The sequence below is a fragment of the Streptomyces sp. NPDC005752 genome (assembly GCF_040630715.1).
In the GTDB taxonomy this organism is placed as follows: Bacteria; Actinomycetota; Actinomycetes; order Streptomycetales; family Streptomycetaceae; genus Streptomyces.
In genome coordinates this window covers 19,449-38,066 of sequence record NZ_JBEXYB010000018.1, presented here as the reverse complement: position 1 = coordinate 38,066, position 18,618 = coordinate 19,449, and the positions used below count along the sequence as shown (strand labels likewise).

Genomic DNA, 18,618 nt, shown 5'->3' with positions numbered 1-18,618 from the left:
TCGTGTTCCTGGACAAGAACACCCCGCCCGTCCGCGGCATTCCCGCCCGCTCCCCCGCGGTTGAGCGAGGGCACGGCTGTGCGGCGAGGTCACCGCCCTCCGGGCGGGGTGGACGCCGCGTGCCGCCCGGCGCCTGCGTGGCCGAGGCGGCACCTGCGAAGTGCGCATGCCCGGCTGGGCTGTTGGGTGGGCCGCTCGTGTACGCGCTGCCTCCGGCGGCCACGCGCTTCTTCGGTCCGGGCATGGGTGAGGCCCGCCCCCGCGAAGGGGACGGGCCTCACCTACAGCTCCACAGCTACTGCAGCCGATGAGCGGCTGGGGTCAGAGCGTCAGCTCTGGCCGCCGGCCAGCTTCTCGCGCAGGGCGGCCAGGGCCTCGTCCGACGCCAGGGCGCCGGAGTTGTCCGCGGACTCCGAGGAGTACGAGCCGCCACCGCCGCCACCACCGCTGCCGCCGGAGGCAGCCGGGGCAGCGCCGGCCGGGGCGGCAGCGCCCTCGGCAGCGGCAGCCTCGTCGGCCTCGCGGGACTTGATGACCTGGGCCTGGTGCTGCTCGAAGCGCGTCTGCGCCTCGGCGTACTGCGTCTCCCAGACCTCACGCTGCGACTCGAAGCCCTCGAGCCAGTCGTTGGTCTCGGGGTCGAAGCCCTCGGGGTAGATGTAGTTGCCCTGGTCGTCGTACGACGCGGCCATGCCGTACAGCGTCGGGTCGAACTCGACCGAGGCCGGGTCGCCGCCGAAGGCCTCGTTGGCCTGCTTCAGCGAGAGGCTGATGCGACGGCGCTCGAGGTCGATGTCGATGACCTTGACGAAGATCTCGTCGTTGACCTGGACGACCTGCTCCGGGATCTCCACGTGGCGCTCGGCCAGCTCGGAGATGTGGACCAGACCCTCGATGCCCTCGTCGACGCGCACGAACGCACCGAACGGAACGAGCTTCGTGACCTTACCGGGAACGACCTGCCCGATCTGGTGCGTACGGGCGAACTGCTGCCACGGGTCTTCCTGCGTCGCCTTGAGCGACAGCGAGACGCGCTCGCGGTCCATGTCGACGTCGAGGACCTCGACGGTGACTTCCTGACCGACCTCGACGACCTCGGAGGGGTGGTCGATGTGCTTCCAGGAGAGCTCGGAGACGTGCACGAGACCGTCGACGCCACCCAGGTCCACGAAGGCACCGAAGTTGACGATCGAGGAGACGACGCCGGAGCGGACCTGACCCTTCTGGAGGGTCGTGAGGAACGTCTGGCGCACCTCGGACTGCGTCTGCTCGAGCCAGGCACGGCGGGACAGGACCACGTTGTTGCGGTTCTTGTCCAGCTCGATGATCTTGGCCTCGAGCTCCTTGCCCACGTAGGGCTGGAGGTCGCGGACGCGACGCATCTCGACGAGCGACGCCGGGAGGAAGCCACGGAGGCCGATGTCGAGGATGAGACCACCCTTGACGACCTCGATGACGGTACCGGTGACGATGCCGTCTTCTTCCTTGATCTTCTCGATGGTGCCCCAGGCACGCTCGTACTGAGCGCGCTTCTTCGAGAGGATCAGGCGGCCTTCCTTGTCCTCCTTCTGGAGAACCAGGGCCTCGATCTCGTCGCCGACCTTGACGACCTCGTTCGGGTCGACGTCGTGCTTGATCGAGAGCTCGCGGCTCGGGATGACACCTTCGGTCTTGTAACCGATGTCGAGGAGGACCTCGTCGCGGTCAACCTTGACGATGACACCGTCAACGATGTCGCCGTCGTTGAAGTACTTGATCGTCTCGTCGATCGCCGCGAGGAACGCGTCCGCGTCGCCGATGTCGTTGACCGCAACCTGCGGAGTGGTGGCGGTGGTCTCGGTGCTGCTCGTCATGTGGGAAAGGGCTCCGGTACGGACAGTGAGTCGTAGGTACTGCTACGCCGAAAGCCCGTATCGCCTCTGCAGAAGCCGGACAGCCTGGAAAGCACCTGATCCGGCAACCGGAGGGTGCCTCGACAACCGAGGGGACATGCAACAGACGCGAGCGCGGCCTGCTAGGTCTGAGGCGCGCAGGCTCGCAGCGCAACTTGTAGCATACGGGGGCAGCCGGACAGGGTCAATGCGCGAAGGCGCACACCCGGGGCACAACACCCCAATCCCGGCACAACTCACGTTCGCCGAGGCCACATCGGCAACATCGGTGTGTCGCGCACGTGACACCCGCACCCGTCGGTGCGGCGGGAAGGCACCCGCGCGAGGCGGGTGAAGGAAAACTACAACGATGGGCACGATGAGCCAAGAGATCCACGAACCCGAACCCGAGGCGACCCGGCGGCAGGCCGGTGAGGCGGAGAGCAGCCGGGCGAGCCGCGGCTGGTGGGACCGCAACGCCGACGAGTACCAGAGCGACCACGGGGGGTTCCTCGGGGACGACCGATTCGTCTGGGGCCCGGAGGGGCTGGACGAGGCGGAGGCCGCCCTGCTGGGCCCGGCGGACGACCTGAAGGGCCTGGACGTCCTGGAGATCGGGGCGGGAGCCGCCCAGTGCTCACGCTGGCTCGCCTCCCGGGGGGCGAGCCCGGTGGCGCTGGACCTCTCCCACCGCCAGCTCCAGCACGCCCTGCGCATCGGAGGCGGCGTACCCCTGGTGGAGGCGGACGCCGGGCGGCTCCCCTTCCGGGACGGCTCCTTCGACCTGGCCTGCTCCGCCTACGGCGCGGTGCCCTTCGTCGCCGACCCCGTCCAGGTGTTCCGCGAGGTGCACCGGGTGCTGCGGCCCGGGGGCCGCTGGGTGTTCTCGGTGACTCACCCGATCCGCTGGGCGTTCCCCGACGAGCCCGGCCCCGAGGGCCTCTCCGTCTCAGCCTCCTACTTCGACCGCGTGCCGTACGTCGAGCAGGACGAGCGGGGCGACGCCGTGTACGTGGAGCACCACCGGACGCTGGGCGACCGGGTGCGGGACGTGGTGGCGGGCGGCTTCCGGCTGGTCGACCTCGTGGAACCGGAGTGGCCGGCCTGGAACAGCCAGGAGTGGGGTGGCTGGTCCCCGCTGCGCGGCCACCTGATCCCCGGGACCGCGATCTTCGTGTGCGAGCGGGACCGTCGGGCCGTCTGAGGAACCGGCCGCTCCCCTCCCGGGGGCGGCGTACGAGACTGGGGGCGTGATCCGTACCGACGCCCTGGACCAGTTGCCCGTACGCACCGCTGTGCCCGCCCTGGAACGGGCGCTCGACGAGCGGGGTGCGGCGGTGCTCTGCGCGCCGCCCGGGACCGGCAAGACGACCCTCGTACCCCTGGTGCTCGCGGGGCTGACCGGTGGCGGCCCCGCACGCCGGGTGCTCGTGGCCGAGCCCCGCCGGATCGCGGCCAGGGCGGCGGCGCGGCGGATGGCGTGGCTGCTCGGCGAGCAGACCGGCGGCCGGGTCGGGTTCACGGTGCGCGGGGAACGGGCGGTGGGACCGGACACGGTGGTGGAGGTCGTCACCACGGGGGTGCTCCTCCAGCGGCTGCAGCGCGACCAGGAACTGGCCCGGACCGACGTGGTGATCATCGACGAGTGCCACGAGCGCCATCTGGACGCGGACACCGCGGCCGCGTTCCTCCTCGACGTACGGGAGACGATCAGGCCGGAGCTGCGTCTGGTCGCGGCGTCGGCGACGACGGACGCGGAGGGCTGGGCACGGCTGCTGGGCGACGCACCGGTCGTCGAGGCGCAGGGCGTGGCCCATCCGGTGGAGGTGGTGTGGGCACCGCCGGCGGGGTCCGTGCGCCCGCCGCACGGGATGAGGGTCGATCCGGCGCTGCTGACGCACGTGGCCGCCGTGGTGCGCCGGGCCCTGGTCGAGCGGGCGGGCGACGTGCTGTGCTTCCTGCCCGGGGTCGGGGAGATCGGCCGGGTGGCCGGGCAGCTCGCCGGCGTGGACGCGGAGGTGTTCCAGGTGCACGGGCGGGCGCCCGCGGCCGTGCAGGACGCGGTGCTGGCAGGGTCCTCGCAGCGGCGCCGCGTGGTGCTGGCGACGTCCGTCGCGGAGTCCTCCCTCACGGTGCCGGGCGTGCGGGTGGTCGTGGACTCCGGGCTGGCCAGGGAGCCGCGCACCGACCACGCGCGGGGCCTGGGCGCGCTGACGACCGTACGGGCTTCGCGGGCGGCCGGACGCCAGCGGGCGGGCCGCGCGGGGCGTGAGGCCCTCGGTACCGTGTACCGCTGCTGGGACCGGGCCGAGGACGGGCGGCTGGCCGCCTACCCCTCCCCCGAGATCAAGGTGGCCGATCTCGCGGCGTTCGCACTCCAGGCCGCGTGCTGGGGCGATCCGGGCGCCTGGGGACTCGCGCTCCTGGACCCCCCGCCCGCCGGGGCCATGGGCGCGGCCCGCGAGGTGCTGGGCGCGGTCGGCGCGGTGGACGCCGCGGGCCGGGCCACGGAGCGGGGCGTACGGATGTCCCGGCTCGGCCTGCACCCCCGCCTGGCGCGCGCCCTGCTGGACGGCGCGCAGGAGGTGGGCGGACGCCGGGCGGCGGAGGTCGTCGCGCTGCTGAGCGAGGAGCCTCCGCGCGAGTACGGCGACGACCTGGCGCACGCGCTGCGCACGGCACGGCGCGGCGGGGACGCCTACGCGGCGCGCTGGCGGCAGGAGGTACGGCGGCTCTCGCAGTCCCTCGGCGGCGAGAAGGGGAGGGGCGCGGTCACGGACGACTCCGCGGTGGGCCTGGTCGCGGCGCTGGCGTTCCCGGAGCGCGTGGCCCGGGCCCGCGGCGAGAGGGCCTTCCTCATGGCGTCGGGCACGGGCGCCGAACTGGGGACCGGCTCACGGCTGGGCAGCGCGCCGTGGCTGGCCGTCGCCGTCGCCGACCGTCCCGCCCACGCAGCCTCCGCGCGGGTGCGGCTGGCGGCCGTGATCGACGAGGACACCGCGCGACTGGCCGCGGGACACCTCAGCTTCTCCGGCGAGGAGGTCCGCTGGGCCGACGGCGATGTCGTGGCGCGGTCCGTGGAGCGCCTCGGGGCGGTCGAACTGTCCGTGCGCACCCTGCGGAGGCCGGCCCCCGAACTGGTGCGCACAGCGCTCCTGGCGGGACTGCGCAGCGAGGGGCCGGGACTTCTTCGGTGGACGAGGGACAGCGGGCAACTGCGGTTGCGGCTCGCGTTCCTGCACCGCGCTCTCGGCGCGCCCTGGCCGGACGTGTCCGACGAGGCGCTGCTCGCGCGCGCCGACGAATGGCTGGAGCCCGAGCTCTCGAGGGCCGGGCGGCGCGCCGACCTGGCCCGGATCGACGCCGGGCAGGCACTGCGCAGGCTCCTGCCGTGGTCGACGGGCGACGCCGCCCGGCTGGACGAGCTCGCTCCGGAGCGGATCGAGGTGCCGAGCGGATCGAGGATCCGTCTGGACTACGCCGGTGAGCAGCCCGTGCTCGCTGTAAAGCTCCAGGAGCTGTTCGGCCTGCGCGAGACACCCCGGGTCGCCGGGGTGCCGCTCCTGGTCCACATGCTGTCACCGGCGGGCAGGCCGGCCGCGGTGACCGCGGACCTGGCCTCGTTCTGGCGGGAGGGGTACAGGAGCGTGCGGGCGGAGTTGCGGGGCCGCTATCCGAAGCATCCGTGGCCCGAGGACCCGACGACGACGGAGGCGACCCGCTTCACCACGGCCCGGCTGCGCCGGGAGTAGTCCCGGTGCGGCCCGACGGCCGGCCGTGGACCTCACCCCGGGCCGCACGGCCCACAGGGCCTCAGGTGCGCGCCGCCGCGGCGGCGGCGGTGATCCAGTTCCTGAACTCGACGGCGTAATGCCGGAGGTGGTGCTCCAGGACGTCCTCCGGGCACGAGGTGGGCACGTAGACCGTCAGGCTCGCGGTGAAGCCGTCGGCGGTGTCGCCGAACTGGGTCAGCGCCCGCCCGACGACCGTTCCGTCGGCCAGGAACAGGTTCGAGGACATCTTGTGCGGAAATCCGGACTCCGGGAGCAGCTCGTCCGCGTCCTCGGCCCAGGCCATCGCGTCCGTCCCCCAGCCCCCCATGTAGAAGGAGCAGACGTGGCGGCCGATGTTCTCGACCACGTGGAACGACCCGTCGGCCTCCGGAGCCATCACGTAGTGCTCGGGGTGCGCGGCGAGGAGCGCGCTCTCGTCGGCCGCGAAGGCCGTTTCCATCCAGGCGAGGAACTCGCCCGACGAGAGCCCCCGCGTGGTCAGCACCGTCGTACCGCCCCGGAAGCCGCCGCCGGAGGTGCGGGCGCTCTCCCGCAGGAAGGCGTTGCCCTCCTCGATGTCCTCGGCCAGGAGGTCGAGCAGGCCCTGGCGCCCCAGCCGCACCCGGAAGCGGTCCAGGGCCCGGCGGGCGTAGAACAGCTCGAAGTCGTCGATGCTCCCGGGACCGGCGGGCCCCGAGGCGAGCGTGACGGCTGCGGACGGCGAAGTCTGGTCGTGGGTCATTCCGGAACCTCCCTATAATGCGAACGTGAATTCACATTCGCATTTTCACCTTACCCGGAGGGGTGCGCCACGCGTCAAGACCTCGGCCGCGATGCCGCCGATACCATGCGGGACATGACAGATGAGCCGAACGGGCGGGCGCACTACCGGGAACCCCGGCAGGCACGCAGCGCCGCGACGCTGGCTCGCGTGCTGCGGGCGGCCGAGGAGATCGCCTCGTCGGACGGCCTGGCGGAGATGACGATGACCGGTGTCGCGGAACGCGCCGGTGTCGCCGTCGGCTCGATCTACCGCCGCTTCGAGGGCAAGGAGCAGTTGGTCACGGCCCTGACGGAACGGATGCTGGAACGGCGTGAGGAGTACGTGGCCGAACAGCTGCGCGGGGCCGAACCCTCGCTCTCGGGCGTCGTCGACGCCTATGCCCACGCGCTCCTGCGGTCCTTCGCGGACAACAGCGCACTCTTTCCCGAACTGCTGCGCGCGCGGGAAACCGGCGCTCTGGACCGCGGGGCCCTCACCATCACCGAGATCCACCGCCTCCTTCTGGAAGCGGCGGCCCCCCACATACGGCAGATCCGGCGCTCCGACCCGGCGGCGGCGCTGGACACCGTGGCCCGCGCGATCCTCGGCGCCTGTTTCCACAACTCCGTGCGGCCCGACGCCGCCGAGGGCGAGGCCGCCCGGCGCCGGTACGCGGACGAACTGGGCGACATGGCGATCGCCTATCTCCTCGCTCCCGACCGCCGGAGCGGCGGCGACACCCCCGCCTGAGTCACCGAACGGCCTCAGGGGTGCGGCATGACGCGTGCCCGAGCCACCGAAAGGTGCCGGAGTGTCGGGCAGGCGTTCCGTAGCCCGGCGCGGCGCGGGAAGCGGGCGCCCTCCGAGGGGCCGCCCGGGCGTAGGACAGTCTCCCCCGGGGCGCCCCGGCACAGCTACGGGCCCGGGGGTGCCGATCCGGTGGCCGGCACCCCCGGGCCCGTGCGGGTCAGGCCGCGGGGGCCGCCTCGACCTTCAGCTCGACGGTCAGCGTGGCGCCGCTCGCGGTGGTGAGCCGCAGGGCGTACGTGCCCTCGGCGTCGTCGGCGAAGATCTCGGGGAGCTTCAGGAGCCCGTCGGCGCCGGCCTTCAGGTCCAGGGTGCGGACGGGCTCGCCGTCGGCACCCTCGAAGTACGGGCCCTTGTCGTTCTCGGCGGGCGTCTCGGCGTCGGTGATCATCGTCGCGGTGACGGCGGTGTCCGCCACACCCGTGCCCTTGTACGTCGTCCTGACCTCGACCCGGCCGGCGAACGCACCGCCGGGGGCGGCCGTGAGGGCTGTGTCGCCGGTCCGGGCGATGGTGTCCGCCACGCGGGCCTCGACGGTCGCGGAGAAGGTGAGGGGGCGGGGCCCGGCGGTGCCGGCGACGGCCGTCACCTTGAAGGTGCCCGGCTTCTCACCGGCTGTCAGGGCGGGGGCGGTGACGGTGCCGTCGGCTCCGGTGGTCAGGGTCACGGTGCGCTTCCCGCCGGTGAAGCGGGTGTCCGTGTCGCCGACCAGGGTGAAGGTGACCGATGCCTTGGCGAGCGGGGCACCGAGCGTGTTCCTCGCCCGGACCTTGACGCGCTCGGTGAACGCCTCGCCGGCCGTGGCGGTCAGAGTGCCGGTTCCCGCGTTCTCGAGCCTGCCGAAGGACTGGGGCGGGGTGGTCGGCGGAGTGGTCGGCGGGGCGGTCGGTGGCTTCGTCGTCGGTGGCTTCGTCGTCGGCGGGGGCGTGGGGTCGGGGCTGGGCGTCGTGCCGCCACCGGCCCTCGGGGGCGTGGACTCGGGGCTCGGAGTCGTGCCGCCGCCCGGGGTGCTGGGCGAGGGCGACGGGGACGTCGTGCTCGTGTCCGCCGGAAGGACGCCCGTGCCGTCGGGGACCTCGTGGGTGCCGCGCTTGTAGTAGTCGAACCAGGAGCGCACCGTGCGCAGGTACTCCGTCGAGTGGTTGTAGCTCAGCACCGCCCCGTCGAGGTCCGCGGCGAGCGACAGGTCACGGGTGCCGGCGCAGAGGTAGCGCCCGGCGGCCAGCGCCGCGTCGTGGATGTTGTTGGGGTCCTTGCGTCCGTCGCCGTTGCCGTCCTGGCCCCAGGTGGCCCAGGTGGACGGGATGAACTGCATCGGGCCGACCGCACGGTCGTGGGTCGAGTCGCCGTCGTACGCGCCACCGTCGGTGTCCTTGATGAGCGCGAAGCCCTGGCCGTTGAGCGCCGGGCCGAGGATCGGGGAGAAGGTGGTGCCGTCCGCGTCGACCTTGCCGCCGCGGGCCTGGCCGGACTCGACCTTTCCGATCGCGGCGAGCAGCTGCCACGGCAGACGGCACGCGGCGTCGGTGCCCGCTATCTCCTGCTGCGCCTTCTTGTACGCGGCCAGGACCGAGGCGGGTATGCCGGCCTCGCTGCTTCCGGCCGCCGGAAGAACCACCGACGTACCGGGCCCGCCTGGCGTGCTGAGCGGCGGAAGGTCGGTGTAGTAGGGCGAGTTGCCGGTGGCCGCACTGCCGCCGGGCGGTGTCTCACCGGCCGCCCGGGCGTCCGCGGCGCTGTCGGACTGTGCCGCGGGGGCCTGCGAGGCGGAGAGGGCCGCTACGGCGGCGGCGGCCACCGCGGTGGTGGTGGCCCCCCTGCGCAGCCTGCGGCCGAATTGCGCTGCCATGGGTGTCGGTCCCTCCCCGTCGACGGCTGTCCGCGCTCCCCGCGCGAGAACTCAGGCGACCCTACGACAACTCACGGCGCCCGAACACTGGTCCCCAACCGGTTCTTACCGATTTCTCAGCTTCCCGGCGCTCAAGCCGGCCGGCTTTTCCGGGTGGGTGACGCGCACTCACCCATACTTGCCACATGCCCTTCACACTCAGCCATGCCGCAGCGGTGCTGCCGGGAATCAGCAGGTCCGGCAGGGGCCGTGGGCCTCTCGTGGCCTCCGCGCTCGTCGCCGGGTCGTTCGCTCCGGACATGACCTACTACGCGGACACGGTCGTCCCGGGGGCCATGGAGTTCGGCGAGGTGACACACGCCGTGTGGGGGGTGTTCACCGTGGACGTCCTCGTCACCGCCGTCCTGGTGGCACTCTGGCTGATGCTGCGCGAACCGCTCGTCGCGTTGCTGCCCACGGCGTGGCGGGGGCGCGTGCACGCCTTCGTGCGTGGGCGGCGCCGGGAGCCCGGCGGCCCGGTCCTCTCCGACGCGGTGTGGTTCGTCGTGTCCGCCGTCATCGGCTCGGGAACCCACGTCGCGTGGGACGCCTTCACCCATCACGACCGGTGGGGCACGGAGTTGGTCCCCGCCCTGAACGGGAACGTCGGCGGCCACCCGGTGTTCCAGATCGTGCAGTACGGCAGTTCGGCCGTGGCGCTGGTGCTCCTGGTGTGGTTCACGTACACGGGTCTGCGGCGCACCGGCCCGGTCCCCGTGCCGAAGTCCGTGCCGGTGCTGGGCCGGACCGAACGCGGCTGGGCCGTCGCGCTCCTCGCCCTGTGCGTCCTGCTGGGCACCGCTCACCGGTGCGCCCGCTGGTACGCCCACTTCGGGCGCGTCGACACGCCTCTCGACATCATCCCGACGGCGTGCTTCGGCGCCGGGGCGGGCCTGACGGGCGGACTGGTGCTGTACGGGGCGTGGATGCGGCTGCTGCGCAGGCCGTCCGCACCCCGGCCGCCGGACGTGCCGCCCACGGACACCGCACGGCCCAGCCCGGCGGACCGGGACGTCCGCTGAACGGGCCGGACTGCCGGGCGCCGGGAGGCCCCTCCCCCTCGGGACCGGCACTTGCTAGTGCGCGGCCGTCTCCCAGTCCGTGCCTACGCCGACCGACACGTCCAGAGGCGCACGGAGCTCGACCGCCGTGGACATCTCCCGGCGCAGGATCTCCTCGACCTGCTCACGCTCGCCCCGCGCGATCTCCAGGACGATTTCGTCATGGACCTGGAGCAGCATCCGTGACGTCAGCTTCGCCTCCGTCAGCGCCCGGTCCACCTGAAGCATCGCGACCTTCACGATGTCCGCGGCCGTCCCCTGGATCGGGGCGTTGAGCGCCATCCGCTCGGCGGCCTCGCGCCGCTGGCGGTTGTCACTGTTCAGGTCCGGGAGGTAGCGGCGGCGGCCCAGGATCGTCTCCGTGTACCCGGTGGACCTGGCCTCCTCCACGACCCGGTGCAGGTAGTCGCGCACCCCGCCGAACCGCAGGAAGTACGTGTCCATCAGCCCGCGCGCCTCACCGGCCTCGATGTTCAGCTGCTGGGAGAGGCCGAACGCGGAGAGGCCGTAAGCCAGGCCGTACGACATGGCCTTGATCTTGCGGCGCATCTCCGCGTCGACCGCGGACTTCTCGACACCGAACACCTGAGAGGCGACCGTCGTGTGCAGGTCCTCGCCCGAGGTGAACGCCTCGATCAGACCGGCGTCCTCGGAGAGGTGGGCCATCACCCGCAGCTCGATCTGGCTGTAGTCGGCCGTCATCAGCGTCTCGAAGCCCTCGCCGACGACGAAGCCCCGACGGATCGCCCGGCCCTCGTCCGTACGGACGGGAATGTTCTGCAGGTTGGGCTCGGTCGAGGAGAGCCGGCCCGTCGCCGCGACCGTCTGGTTGAACGTGGTGTGGATACGGCCGTCCGCACCGATCGTCTTGATCAGCCCTTCGACCGTGACCCGCAGCTTCGCCTGCTCCCGGTGGCGCAGCATGATGACCGGCAGCTCGTGCTCGGTCTGTGCGGCCAGCCAGGCCAGCGCGTCCGCGTCGGTCGTGTAGCCCGTCTTCGTCTTCTTCGTCTTCGGCAGGGCCAGCTCACCGAAGAGGACTTCCTGGAGCTGCTTGGGCGAACCGAGGTTGAACTCGCGGCCCACCGCGGCGTGCGCCTCCTTCACCGCCTGCTGCACCGCACCGGCGAACTGCTGCTCCATACCCTCCAGATGCGCCCGGTCAGCGGCGATACCGTGCCGCTCCAGACGGGCCAGCATGATCGAGGTGGGCAGCTCCATGTCATGCAGCAGCCCGGTGGCGCCGACCTCCTTCAGACGCGTCGTGAACGCGTCCCCGAGGTCCAGCACCGCGCGGGCCTGCGCCATCAGCGCGTCGGCCTCCGCACGGTCCTCCGCGCCGAACGCCAGCTGCCCGTCGGACGCGGGGGCCGGGGCCAGCTCACGGCCCAGGTACTCCACGGCCAGGGCGTCCAGGGCGAAGGAACGGCGACCGGGCTTGACCAGGTAGGCGGCGAGCGCGGTGTCCATGGTGATGCCGTCCAGCCGCCAGCCCTGCTCGGGGAAGACCCGCAGAGCGTTCTTGGCGTTGTGCAGGACCTTGGGCTTCTCCGGGTCCGCGAGCCAGGCGGCGAGCGCCTGCTCGTCGGCCTCGTCGAGATCCGCCGGGTCCAGCCAGGCGGCCGCCCCGTCGGCCGCGGCGAGCGCGATCTCCGTGACCGTGCCACTGCCCAGCGACCAGGTGTCGACGGTCATCACACCGAGCGGATTCCCGCCACGGGCCTCGAGCCACGGGGCGACCTCGCCCGCCCCCAGCACCGCACCGTCCAGCTCCACACCCGCGGCCGGCTCCGGCGGACCGGCCTCCTCCGCGCCCGGGTCCACGGCGAGCAGCCGCTCGCGCAGGCTCGGGTTACGGATCTCCAGGACGTCCAGCACACCGGTCACCGCCGTACGGTCGTACGGGGCACGCTCGAGCTCGGCCGGGACCTTCGGCAGCTCCACGTCACGGACCATCTCGGTCAGCACACGGTTCATCTTCACCGCGTCCAGGTGGTCCCGGAAATTCTGACCGGCCTTGCCCTTCACCTCGTCGGCCCGCTCGACGAGCTCCGCGAACGAACCGAACTGGTTGATCCACTTCGCCGCCGTCTTCTCACCCACGCCGGGGATGCCCGGAAGGTTGTCCGACGGGTCACCGCGCAGCGCCGCGAAATCCGGATACTGGCCCGGCGTGAGCCCGTACTTCTCCTGGACCTTCTCCGGGGTGAAACGCGTGAGCTCCGAGACGCCCTTCGTCGGGTAGAGCACCGTCACGTTGTCCGTGATCAGCTGGAACGAATCCCGGTCACCCGTGACGATCAGCACCTCGAAGCCCGCCGCCTCGGCCTGCGTGGCCAGCGTCGCGATGACGTCGTCCGCCTCGAACCCGTCCACCGCGAACCGGTCCGCGCGCATCGCGTCCAGGAGCTCACCGATCAGCTCGACCTGCCCCTTGAACTCGTCGGGCGTCTTGGAGCGGTTCGCCTTGTACTCCGGGAACTCCTGCGCACGCCACGTCTTGCGGGACACGTCGAACGCGACCGCGAAGTGCGTGGGCGCCTCGTCGCGCAGCGTGTTCGCCAGCATCGACATGAAGCCGTACACGGCATTCGTCGGCTGCCCCGTCGCCGTCGTGAAGTTCTCCGCGGGCAGGGCGAAGAACGCCCGGTACGCCAGGGAGTGCCCGTCCATGAGGAGCAGGCGCGGTCGGTTGTCTGCCGTGTTCTTCGATGCCGTCTCAGCCACGCCCCCGATCCTGCCACGGACCACTGACAATCCGGACCGGCCTCCCCACCGCCCCCAAGACCCCGGCATCACGCCCGCCGGACCGCTCCCCCGGCCTCCCCCGCTTCCCCCGCGGCACACCGGCAGGTGTGCATGACAGGATCGAAGGACTGTGAAGGCGTGAAGAAGACGCGACAGGACGCCCCGACACGTGACGACGCCGCGCGCGCCCGCACCCGTCGGAGACGCCCGAAGGCTCGAAGGGGAGCACCATGGCCACCAAGCCCCCGACCGGAGACCCGGTCCAGGACGCGCCGCAGATCGACCCGGTCCAGCACTCCGCCGCCGGACTGCCCGCCGTCGCCCACACCCTGCGCGTCGCCCAGCAGCAGATGGGCGTACGGCGCACCGCGCAGACCCTCCTCAAGGTCAACCAGAAGGACGGCTTCGACTGCCCCGGCTGCGCCTGGCCAGAGGGCGACAAGCGCCACACCGCCGAGTTCTGCGAGAACGGCGCCAAGGCCGTCGCCGAGGAAGCGACCCTGCGACGCGTCCCCCCCGACTTCTTCGCCGCCCACCCCGTCGCCGACCTCGGCACCCGCAGCGGCTACTGGCTCGGCCAGCAGGGACGCATCACGCAGCCCGTGTACCTGCCCGAGGGCGCCGACCGGTACGAGGCCGTGACCTGGGAACGCGCCTTCGAGATCATCGCCGAGGAGCTGACCGCGCTCTCCTCCCCCGACGAGGCGCTCTTCTACACCTCCGGCCGCACCAGCAACGAGGCGGCGTTCCTCCTTCAGCTCCTCGCCCGCGAGTTCGGCACGAACAACCTGCCTGACTGCTCCAACATGTGCCACGAGTCGTCCGGCTCGGCCCTCACCGAGACCATCGGGATCGGCAAGGGCAGCGTCAGCCTCGAGGACCTCCACCAGGCCGACCTGATCATCGTCGCCGGACAGAACCCCGGCACCAACCACCCCCGCATGCTCTCGGCACTCGAACAGGCCAAGAACGCCGGCGCGAAGATCATCTCGGTGAACCCGCTGCCCGAGGCCGGCCTGGAGCGGTTCAAGAACCCCCAGACGGCCCGCGGCATGCTCAAGGGCGCCGCCCTCACCGACCTCTTCCTCCAGATCCGCATCGGCGGCGACCAGGCACTCTTCCGTCTCCTGAACAAGATGATCATCGAGGCCGACGGAGCCGTCGACACCGGCTTCGTCACCGAGCACACCCATGGCTACGAGGAATTCGCCGAAGCGGCCCGCGCGGCCGACTGGGACGAGACCCTCACCGCCACCGGCCTCGAACGCGACGCTATCGAAGAGGCGCTCGCCATGATCCTCGCGTCCAGGCGCACCATCGTCTGCTGGGCCATGGGCCTCACCCAGCACAAGCACTCCGTGCCGACCATCCGCGAAGTGGTCAATTTCCTCCTGCTGCGCGGCAACATCGGCAGGCCCGGCGCCGGAGTCTGCCCCGTCCGCGGCCACTCCAACGTCCAGGGCGACCGCACCATGGGCATCTTCGAACGGCCCTCCACCGCCTTCCTCGACGCCCTCGACCAGGAATTCGGCATCACCTCACCACGCCACCACGGCTACGACGTCGTACGGTCCATCCAGGCACTCCGCGACGGCGACGCCAAGGTCTTCTTCGCCATGGGCGGCAACTTCGTCGGCGCCACCCCCGACACCGCCGTCACCGAGGCCGCGATGCGCCGCGCCCGGCTCACCGTCCACGTCTCGACGAAACTCAACCGCTCGCACGCCGTCACAGGCACCCGCGCCCTGATCCTCCCCACGCTCGGCCGCACCGACAAGGACGTGCAGGCCGGCGGAAAGCAGTTCGTCACCGTCGAGGACTCCATGGGCCTGGTCCACTCCTCGCGCGGCAACCTCACCCCCGCGAGCCCTCACCTGCTCTCCGAACCCGCGATCGTCGCCCGCCTGGCCCGCGCCGTCCTCGGCCCCGCCTCCACCACACCCTGGGAGGACTTCGAGAAGGACTACGGCACGATCCGCGACCGCATCTCCCGCGTCGTCCCCGGCTTCGAGGACTTCAACACCCGCGTCGCACGGCCCGGCGGCTTCTCCCTCCCCCACGCCCCCCGCGACGAACGCCGCTTCCCCACCACCACCGGCAAGGCCAACTTCACCGCCGCACCCGTCGAATACCCCGCACTTCCCGAAGGCCGGCTGCTGCTGCAGACCCTGCGCTCCCACGACCAGTACAACACCACGATCTACGGCCTCGACGACCGCTACCGCGGCATCAAGGGCGGCCGCCGCATCGTCATGGTCAACCCCGAGGACGCCCACACCCTCGGCCTCGCCGACGGCGCCTACACCGACCTCGTCAGCGAATGGAAGGACGGCGTCGAACGCCGCGCCTCCGGCTTCCGCGTCGTCCACTACCCCACCGCACGGGGCTGCGCCGCCGCGTACTACCCGGAGACCAACGTCCTCGTCCCCCTCGGCTCCACCGCGGACACCAGCAACACCCCGGCCAGCAAGTCGGTCGTCGTACGGTTCGAAACGGCCTGAACACCCGCGCGTGCCGGGCCCCCGGCGGGCCCGGCACGCTCCGGACCACAGACCCCGGGAACTCCTGATGACTCCTTGGGGTCGGCTCCCCGGCGCGTGGAGCTGTTGGGAAGCATGGGGTGATGGACTTCGATCAGCCTCCTCCCCGCGAGCTGAAGGTCATCGATTCGGCCTCGTTGTTCAGGCTGGAGGAGCGGGCACGGCACCTCGGCCTGAGCCGGCGGCTGGACCCGGCGTGGGTGCGGGCCAACGCGGCGCCGGACGGCGCCCACTACCTGTGGCCGGCTCTGTGGCACAGCTTGTCCCACCGCCCGGACGTTCCACGTCAGCTGCGATGCGAGCTGCTGGTCACTCTGCGGGCGGGCGGCCACGTGACGAGCCTGCTGGACGTGCTTCCCGACGACTTCACCCCGCTGCCGAAGGTGACCTCACGCGAAGAAGGCATGCAGGTCGGTCAGCTCTCCGGACATGCTGCTCCGGTCAGGGAATGGCTACTGCGGGAGGACGAAGGCTCAGACATTCCGTGACACCGGACTCGGCCCGCTTCCGGTCCGCGCCGAGCGGCCCTCACCCGGGAGGAACCGAACAGCATCCCGCACGGCGCGCGGCGGTCGGGCACCCTCGGCCGGCCACCCGTTCCGGCCCCGGCTCACGTGACAACGGCTCGATCAGCGACCTCAGTTCGTCCGAGACGATTCCGTGGACGCGACTCTCCCCTCCCCACGGACAACCCGGTGAGCGTCCAAGCCCGACAGGTCACGTCACCAGTGACTTCCGTCAAGAACTCTAAGCGCACGCTCAGCCGTCTGATAAGAACAGTGCACACAGCAACGAACGACCGCACACGATCGGAGCCGGACCCCATGGGCGAGCACACCGCACCCACGTTCCCCCAGGAGATCATCGACGAGTACGCGGCACTCGGCGTCGACCTCCCCGCACTCTTCTCCGCCGGACACCTCGGCGAGCGCATGGGCGTCACGATCGTCGAAGCCTCCGCCGAACGCGTCGTGGGCACCATGCCCGTCGAAGGCAACACCCAGCCCTACGGACTGCTCCACGGCGGCGCCTCGGCCGTCCTCGCCGAGACCCTCGGCTCCGTCGGCACCATGCTCCACGGCGGCGCCACCAAGATCGCCGTCGGCGTCGACCTGAACTGCACCCACCACCGAGGCGTCCGCAACGGCCTCGTCACCGGCGTCGCCACCCCCGTCCACCGCGGCCGCTCCACCGCCACGTACGAGATCGTCATCACCGACGAGCACGACAAGCGGGTCTGCACCGCCCGCCTCACCTGCCTGCTCCGCGACGCACCCCGCCCCGACGCGGGCTGACAACCCTCCCCGACACCCCACTGCCCGGCCGGAACGCGCACCGCGCACCGCGCACCGGCCGGGCAGACCCATGTCCACAGCCTCCGGCCGGACTTGGCGGACACGCAGGGTCAACACCCCTGACCACCAGACCCCGTCACATGAACCACTTCAGCAGCCACACCGCCCCTGCGACACATCCGCACACACCCCACAGATGTAACACTGCGTAACATGTGTGCAATACACGAAAAACGGCGCGCACCCTCACCCCCGCACACTCGACCGCCCCCCTCATGCCCCTTGCGCCCCGATTCGCGCGACAGCACCAAGATCACCCCAAGCCCCTTAGCAGAGCTGCGGGTTCTCACCATGCGGTCATTTCCACGGCCCGGGCAAAAGCCGTACATCTCCACACTGCGGCCAAGAAGCCTTCCCCACGGCATAACAAGACAGTCACATCATCAGCGCACCCATCCCGCACCCCCCCACCTGCCCATAGAGTCACGGCCAGTCACCGCGCCGCCGGGCGTGTCTGCTGCACGGCCCTGTATCGACCAGTACAGCCCGGCGTAGTCACGGCACCTCATGCAGAGGAGGCCGCGCCAGGGAAAGGACCTTTCGTGCGACACCGTTCTTTGATCATCCTCACCACAGTGCTCACCACCGGTGCACTCACCCTCACCGCCTGCGGATCGCGCGACGACAACAGCAAGGGCAGCAGCGACGGCGGCGGCGGCAAGACCACCGTCGTCATCGGTGTCGACGCCCCGCTGACCGGATCCCTCTCCGCGCTCGGCCAGGGCATCAAGAACTCCGTGGACCTCGCGGCCAAGACCGCGAACAAGAACAACGAGGTCCCCGGCATCGAGTTCAAGATCGAAGCCCTCGACGACCAGGCCGTCCCCGCCTCCGGACAGGCCAACGCCACCAAGCTCGTCGGCACCAAGGAAGTCCTCGGAGCCGTCGGCCCCCTCAACTCCGGCGTCGCCCAGTCCATGCAGGGCGTCTTCGAGAAGGCCGACCTCGCACAGGTCTCCCCCGCCAACACCAACCCCGCCCTCAGCCAGGGCGACGACTGGGCCAAGGGCAAGGGCCAGCGAGTCTTCAAGACCTACTTCCGCACCTGCGCCACCGACATCGTCCAGGGCAAGTTCGCCGCCCAGTACCTCTTCAACGACGCCAAGAAGAAGAAGGTCTACGTCGTCGACGACAAGCAGACCTACGGCGCCGGCCTCGCCTCCATCTTCTCCAAGGAGTTCGCCCGCCTCGGCGGCAAGGTCGTCGGCACCGACCACGTCACCGTCAAGGAGACCGACTTCTCCAGCACCGCCGACAAGGTGAAGAGCTCGGGCGCCGACTCCGTCTACTACGGCGGCCAGTACCCCGAGGGCGGCCTCCTCTCCGACCAGATCAAGAAGACCGGCGCCAAGATCCCCACCATGGGCGGCGACGGCATCTACGACCCCGCGTTCATCAGCGCCTCCGGCGAAGCCAACGACGGCGACTACGCCACCTCCATCGGCTACCCCGTCCAGGCCCTCCCGACCGCCAAGCAGTTCATCGCCGACTACGAGGCCGAGAAGTACAAGGACCCGTACGCCGCATACGGCGGCTACTCCTACGACGCCGGCTGGGCCATCATCCAGGCAGTCAAGGCCGTCGTCGCCGACAACGACGGCAAGCTCCCCGAGGACGCCCGCGCCAAGGTCACCGAGGCCATGGCCAAGGTCTCCTTCGACGGCGTGACCGGCAAGGTCTCCTTCGACGAGTTCGGTGACACCACCAACAAGCAGCTCACCGTCTACGAGGTCCAGAAGGGCGCCTGGAAGGACGTCAAGAGCGCCACGTTCGAGGACTGATCACCCCGCACCACCCCAACACACGCTCCTG

General features: G+C 71.2%; 12 protein-coding genes. 8 read left to right on the top strand and 4 right to left on the bottom strand.

Annotation, left to right across the window (positions count from 1 at the left end):
• Nucleotides 1-329 precede the first annotated feature (329 nt).
• Complete coding sequence (rpsA, locus tag ABZ441_RS16895; protein WP_356533707.1) at nucleotides 330-1,853, bottom strand: 30S ribosomal protein S1; 1,524 nt, start codon at nucleotides 1,851-1,853, stop codon at nucleotides 330-332.
• Nucleotides 1,854-2,250: 397 nt separating this feature from the next.
• On the opposite strand from rpsA, the gene ABZ441_RS16890 reads away from it, so the two are divergent.
• Nucleotides 2,251-3,075 (top strand): class I SAM-dependent methyltransferase, encoded by an 825-nt coding sequence (locus ABZ441_RS16890; RefSeq protein ID WP_358973988.1) that lies wholly within the window; start codon nucleotides 2,251-2,253, stop codon nucleotides 3,073-3,075.
• Between the two features lie 46 nt (nucleotides 3,076-3,121).
• The gene (hrpB, locus tag ABZ441_RS16885) at nucleotides 3,122-5,623 is read left to right on the top strand and encodes an ATP-dependent helicase HrpB (RefSeq protein ID WP_358973985.1); all 2,502 of its coding nucleotides are present in this window, start codon (nucleotides 3,122-3,124) and stop codon (nucleotides 5,621-5,623) included.
• Nucleotides 5,624-5,684: 61 nt separating this feature from the next.
• On the opposite strand, the gene ABZ441_RS16880 is transcribed toward hrpB, so the two are convergent.
• The gene (locus ABZ441_RS16880) at nucleotides 5,685-6,386 is read right to left on the bottom strand and encodes a hypothetical protein (RefSeq protein ID WP_358973983.1); all 702 of its coding nucleotides are present in this window, start codon (nucleotides 6,384-6,386) and stop codon (nucleotides 5,685-5,687) included.
• A 114-nt stretch (nucleotides 6,387-6,500) separates the two neighbouring features.
• Between ABZ441_RS16880 and ABZ441_RS16875 the strand changes: the two genes are divergently transcribed.
• The gene (locus ABZ441_RS16875; RefSeq protein ID WP_358973980.1) at nucleotides 6,501-7,157 is read left to right on the top strand and encodes a TetR/AcrR family transcriptional regulator; all 657 of its coding nucleotides are present in this window, start codon (nucleotides 6,501-6,503) and stop codon (nucleotides 7,155-7,157) included.
• Nucleotides 7,158-7,374: 217 nt separating this feature from the next.
• Here the strand turns inward: ABZ441_RS16875 and ABZ441_RS16870 are convergent, their stop codons facing one another.
• Nucleotides 7,375-9,063: a lytic murein transglycosylase gene (locus ABZ441_RS16870; protein WP_358973977.1), complete on the bottom strand. Its 1,689-nt coding sequence runs from the start codon at nucleotides 9,061-9,063 to the stop codon at nucleotides 7,375-7,377.
• Between the two features lie 185 nt (nucleotides 9,064-9,248).
• Here ABZ441_RS16870 and ABZ441_RS16865 point away from each other — a divergent pair, with 185 nt between their 5' ends.
• Nucleotides 9,249-10,124: a DUF4184 family protein gene (locus ABZ441_RS16865; protein WP_358973974.1), complete on the top strand. Its 876-nt coding sequence runs from the start codon at nucleotides 9,249-9,251 to the stop codon at nucleotides 10,122-10,124.
• A 54-nt stretch (nucleotides 10,125-10,178) separates the two neighbouring features.
• Here ABZ441_RS16865 and polA read toward each other — a convergent pair whose 3' ends face one another.
• On the bottom strand, nucleotides 10,179-12,890 hold the full coding sequence (gene polA / locus ABZ441_RS16860; protein ID WP_358973971.1) for a DNA polymerase I: 2,712 nt from the start codon (nucleotides 12,888-12,890) through the stop codon (nucleotides 10,179-10,181).
• Nucleotides 12,891-13,141: 251 nt separating this feature from the next.
• Here polA and ABZ441_RS16855 point away from each other — a divergent pair, with 251 nt between their 5' ends.
• The 4 genes from ABZ441_RS16855 (at nucleotide 13,142) to ABZ441_RS16840 (ending at nucleotide 18,587) form a co-directional block, all read left to right on the top strand.
• Entirely contained in the window at nucleotides 13,142-15,412 is a 2,271-nt protein-coding gene (locus ABZ441_RS16855) for an FdhF/YdeP family oxidoreductase (RefSeq protein ID WP_358973968.1), read from the top strand.
• A 122-nt stretch (nucleotides 15,413-15,534) separates the two neighbouring features.
• Nucleotides 15,535-15,939, top strand: a complete 405-nt coding sequence (locus ABZ441_RS16850; RefSeq protein ID WP_358973964.1) for a hypothetical protein — start codon at nucleotides 15,535-15,537, stop codon at nucleotides 15,937-15,939.
• 336 nt (nucleotides 15,940-16,275) lie between these two features.
• The gene (locus ABZ441_RS16845; RefSeq protein WP_205019536.1) at nucleotides 16,276-16,746 is read left to right on the top strand and encodes a hotdog fold thioesterase; all 471 of its coding nucleotides are present in this window, start codon (nucleotides 16,276-16,278) and stop codon (nucleotides 16,744-16,746) included.
• A gap of 602 nt (nucleotides 16,747-17,348) precedes the next feature.
• Nucleotides 17,349-18,587 carry a branched-chain amino acid ABC transporter substrate-binding protein gene (locus tag ABZ441_RS16840; RefSeq protein ID WP_358973960.1) on the top strand — a complete coding sequence of 413 codons (1,239 nt, stop codon included), beginning with the start codon at nucleotides 17,349-17,351 and terminating at the stop codon, nucleotides 18,585-18,587.
• Nucleotides 18,588-18,618: the final 31 nt, after the last annotated feature.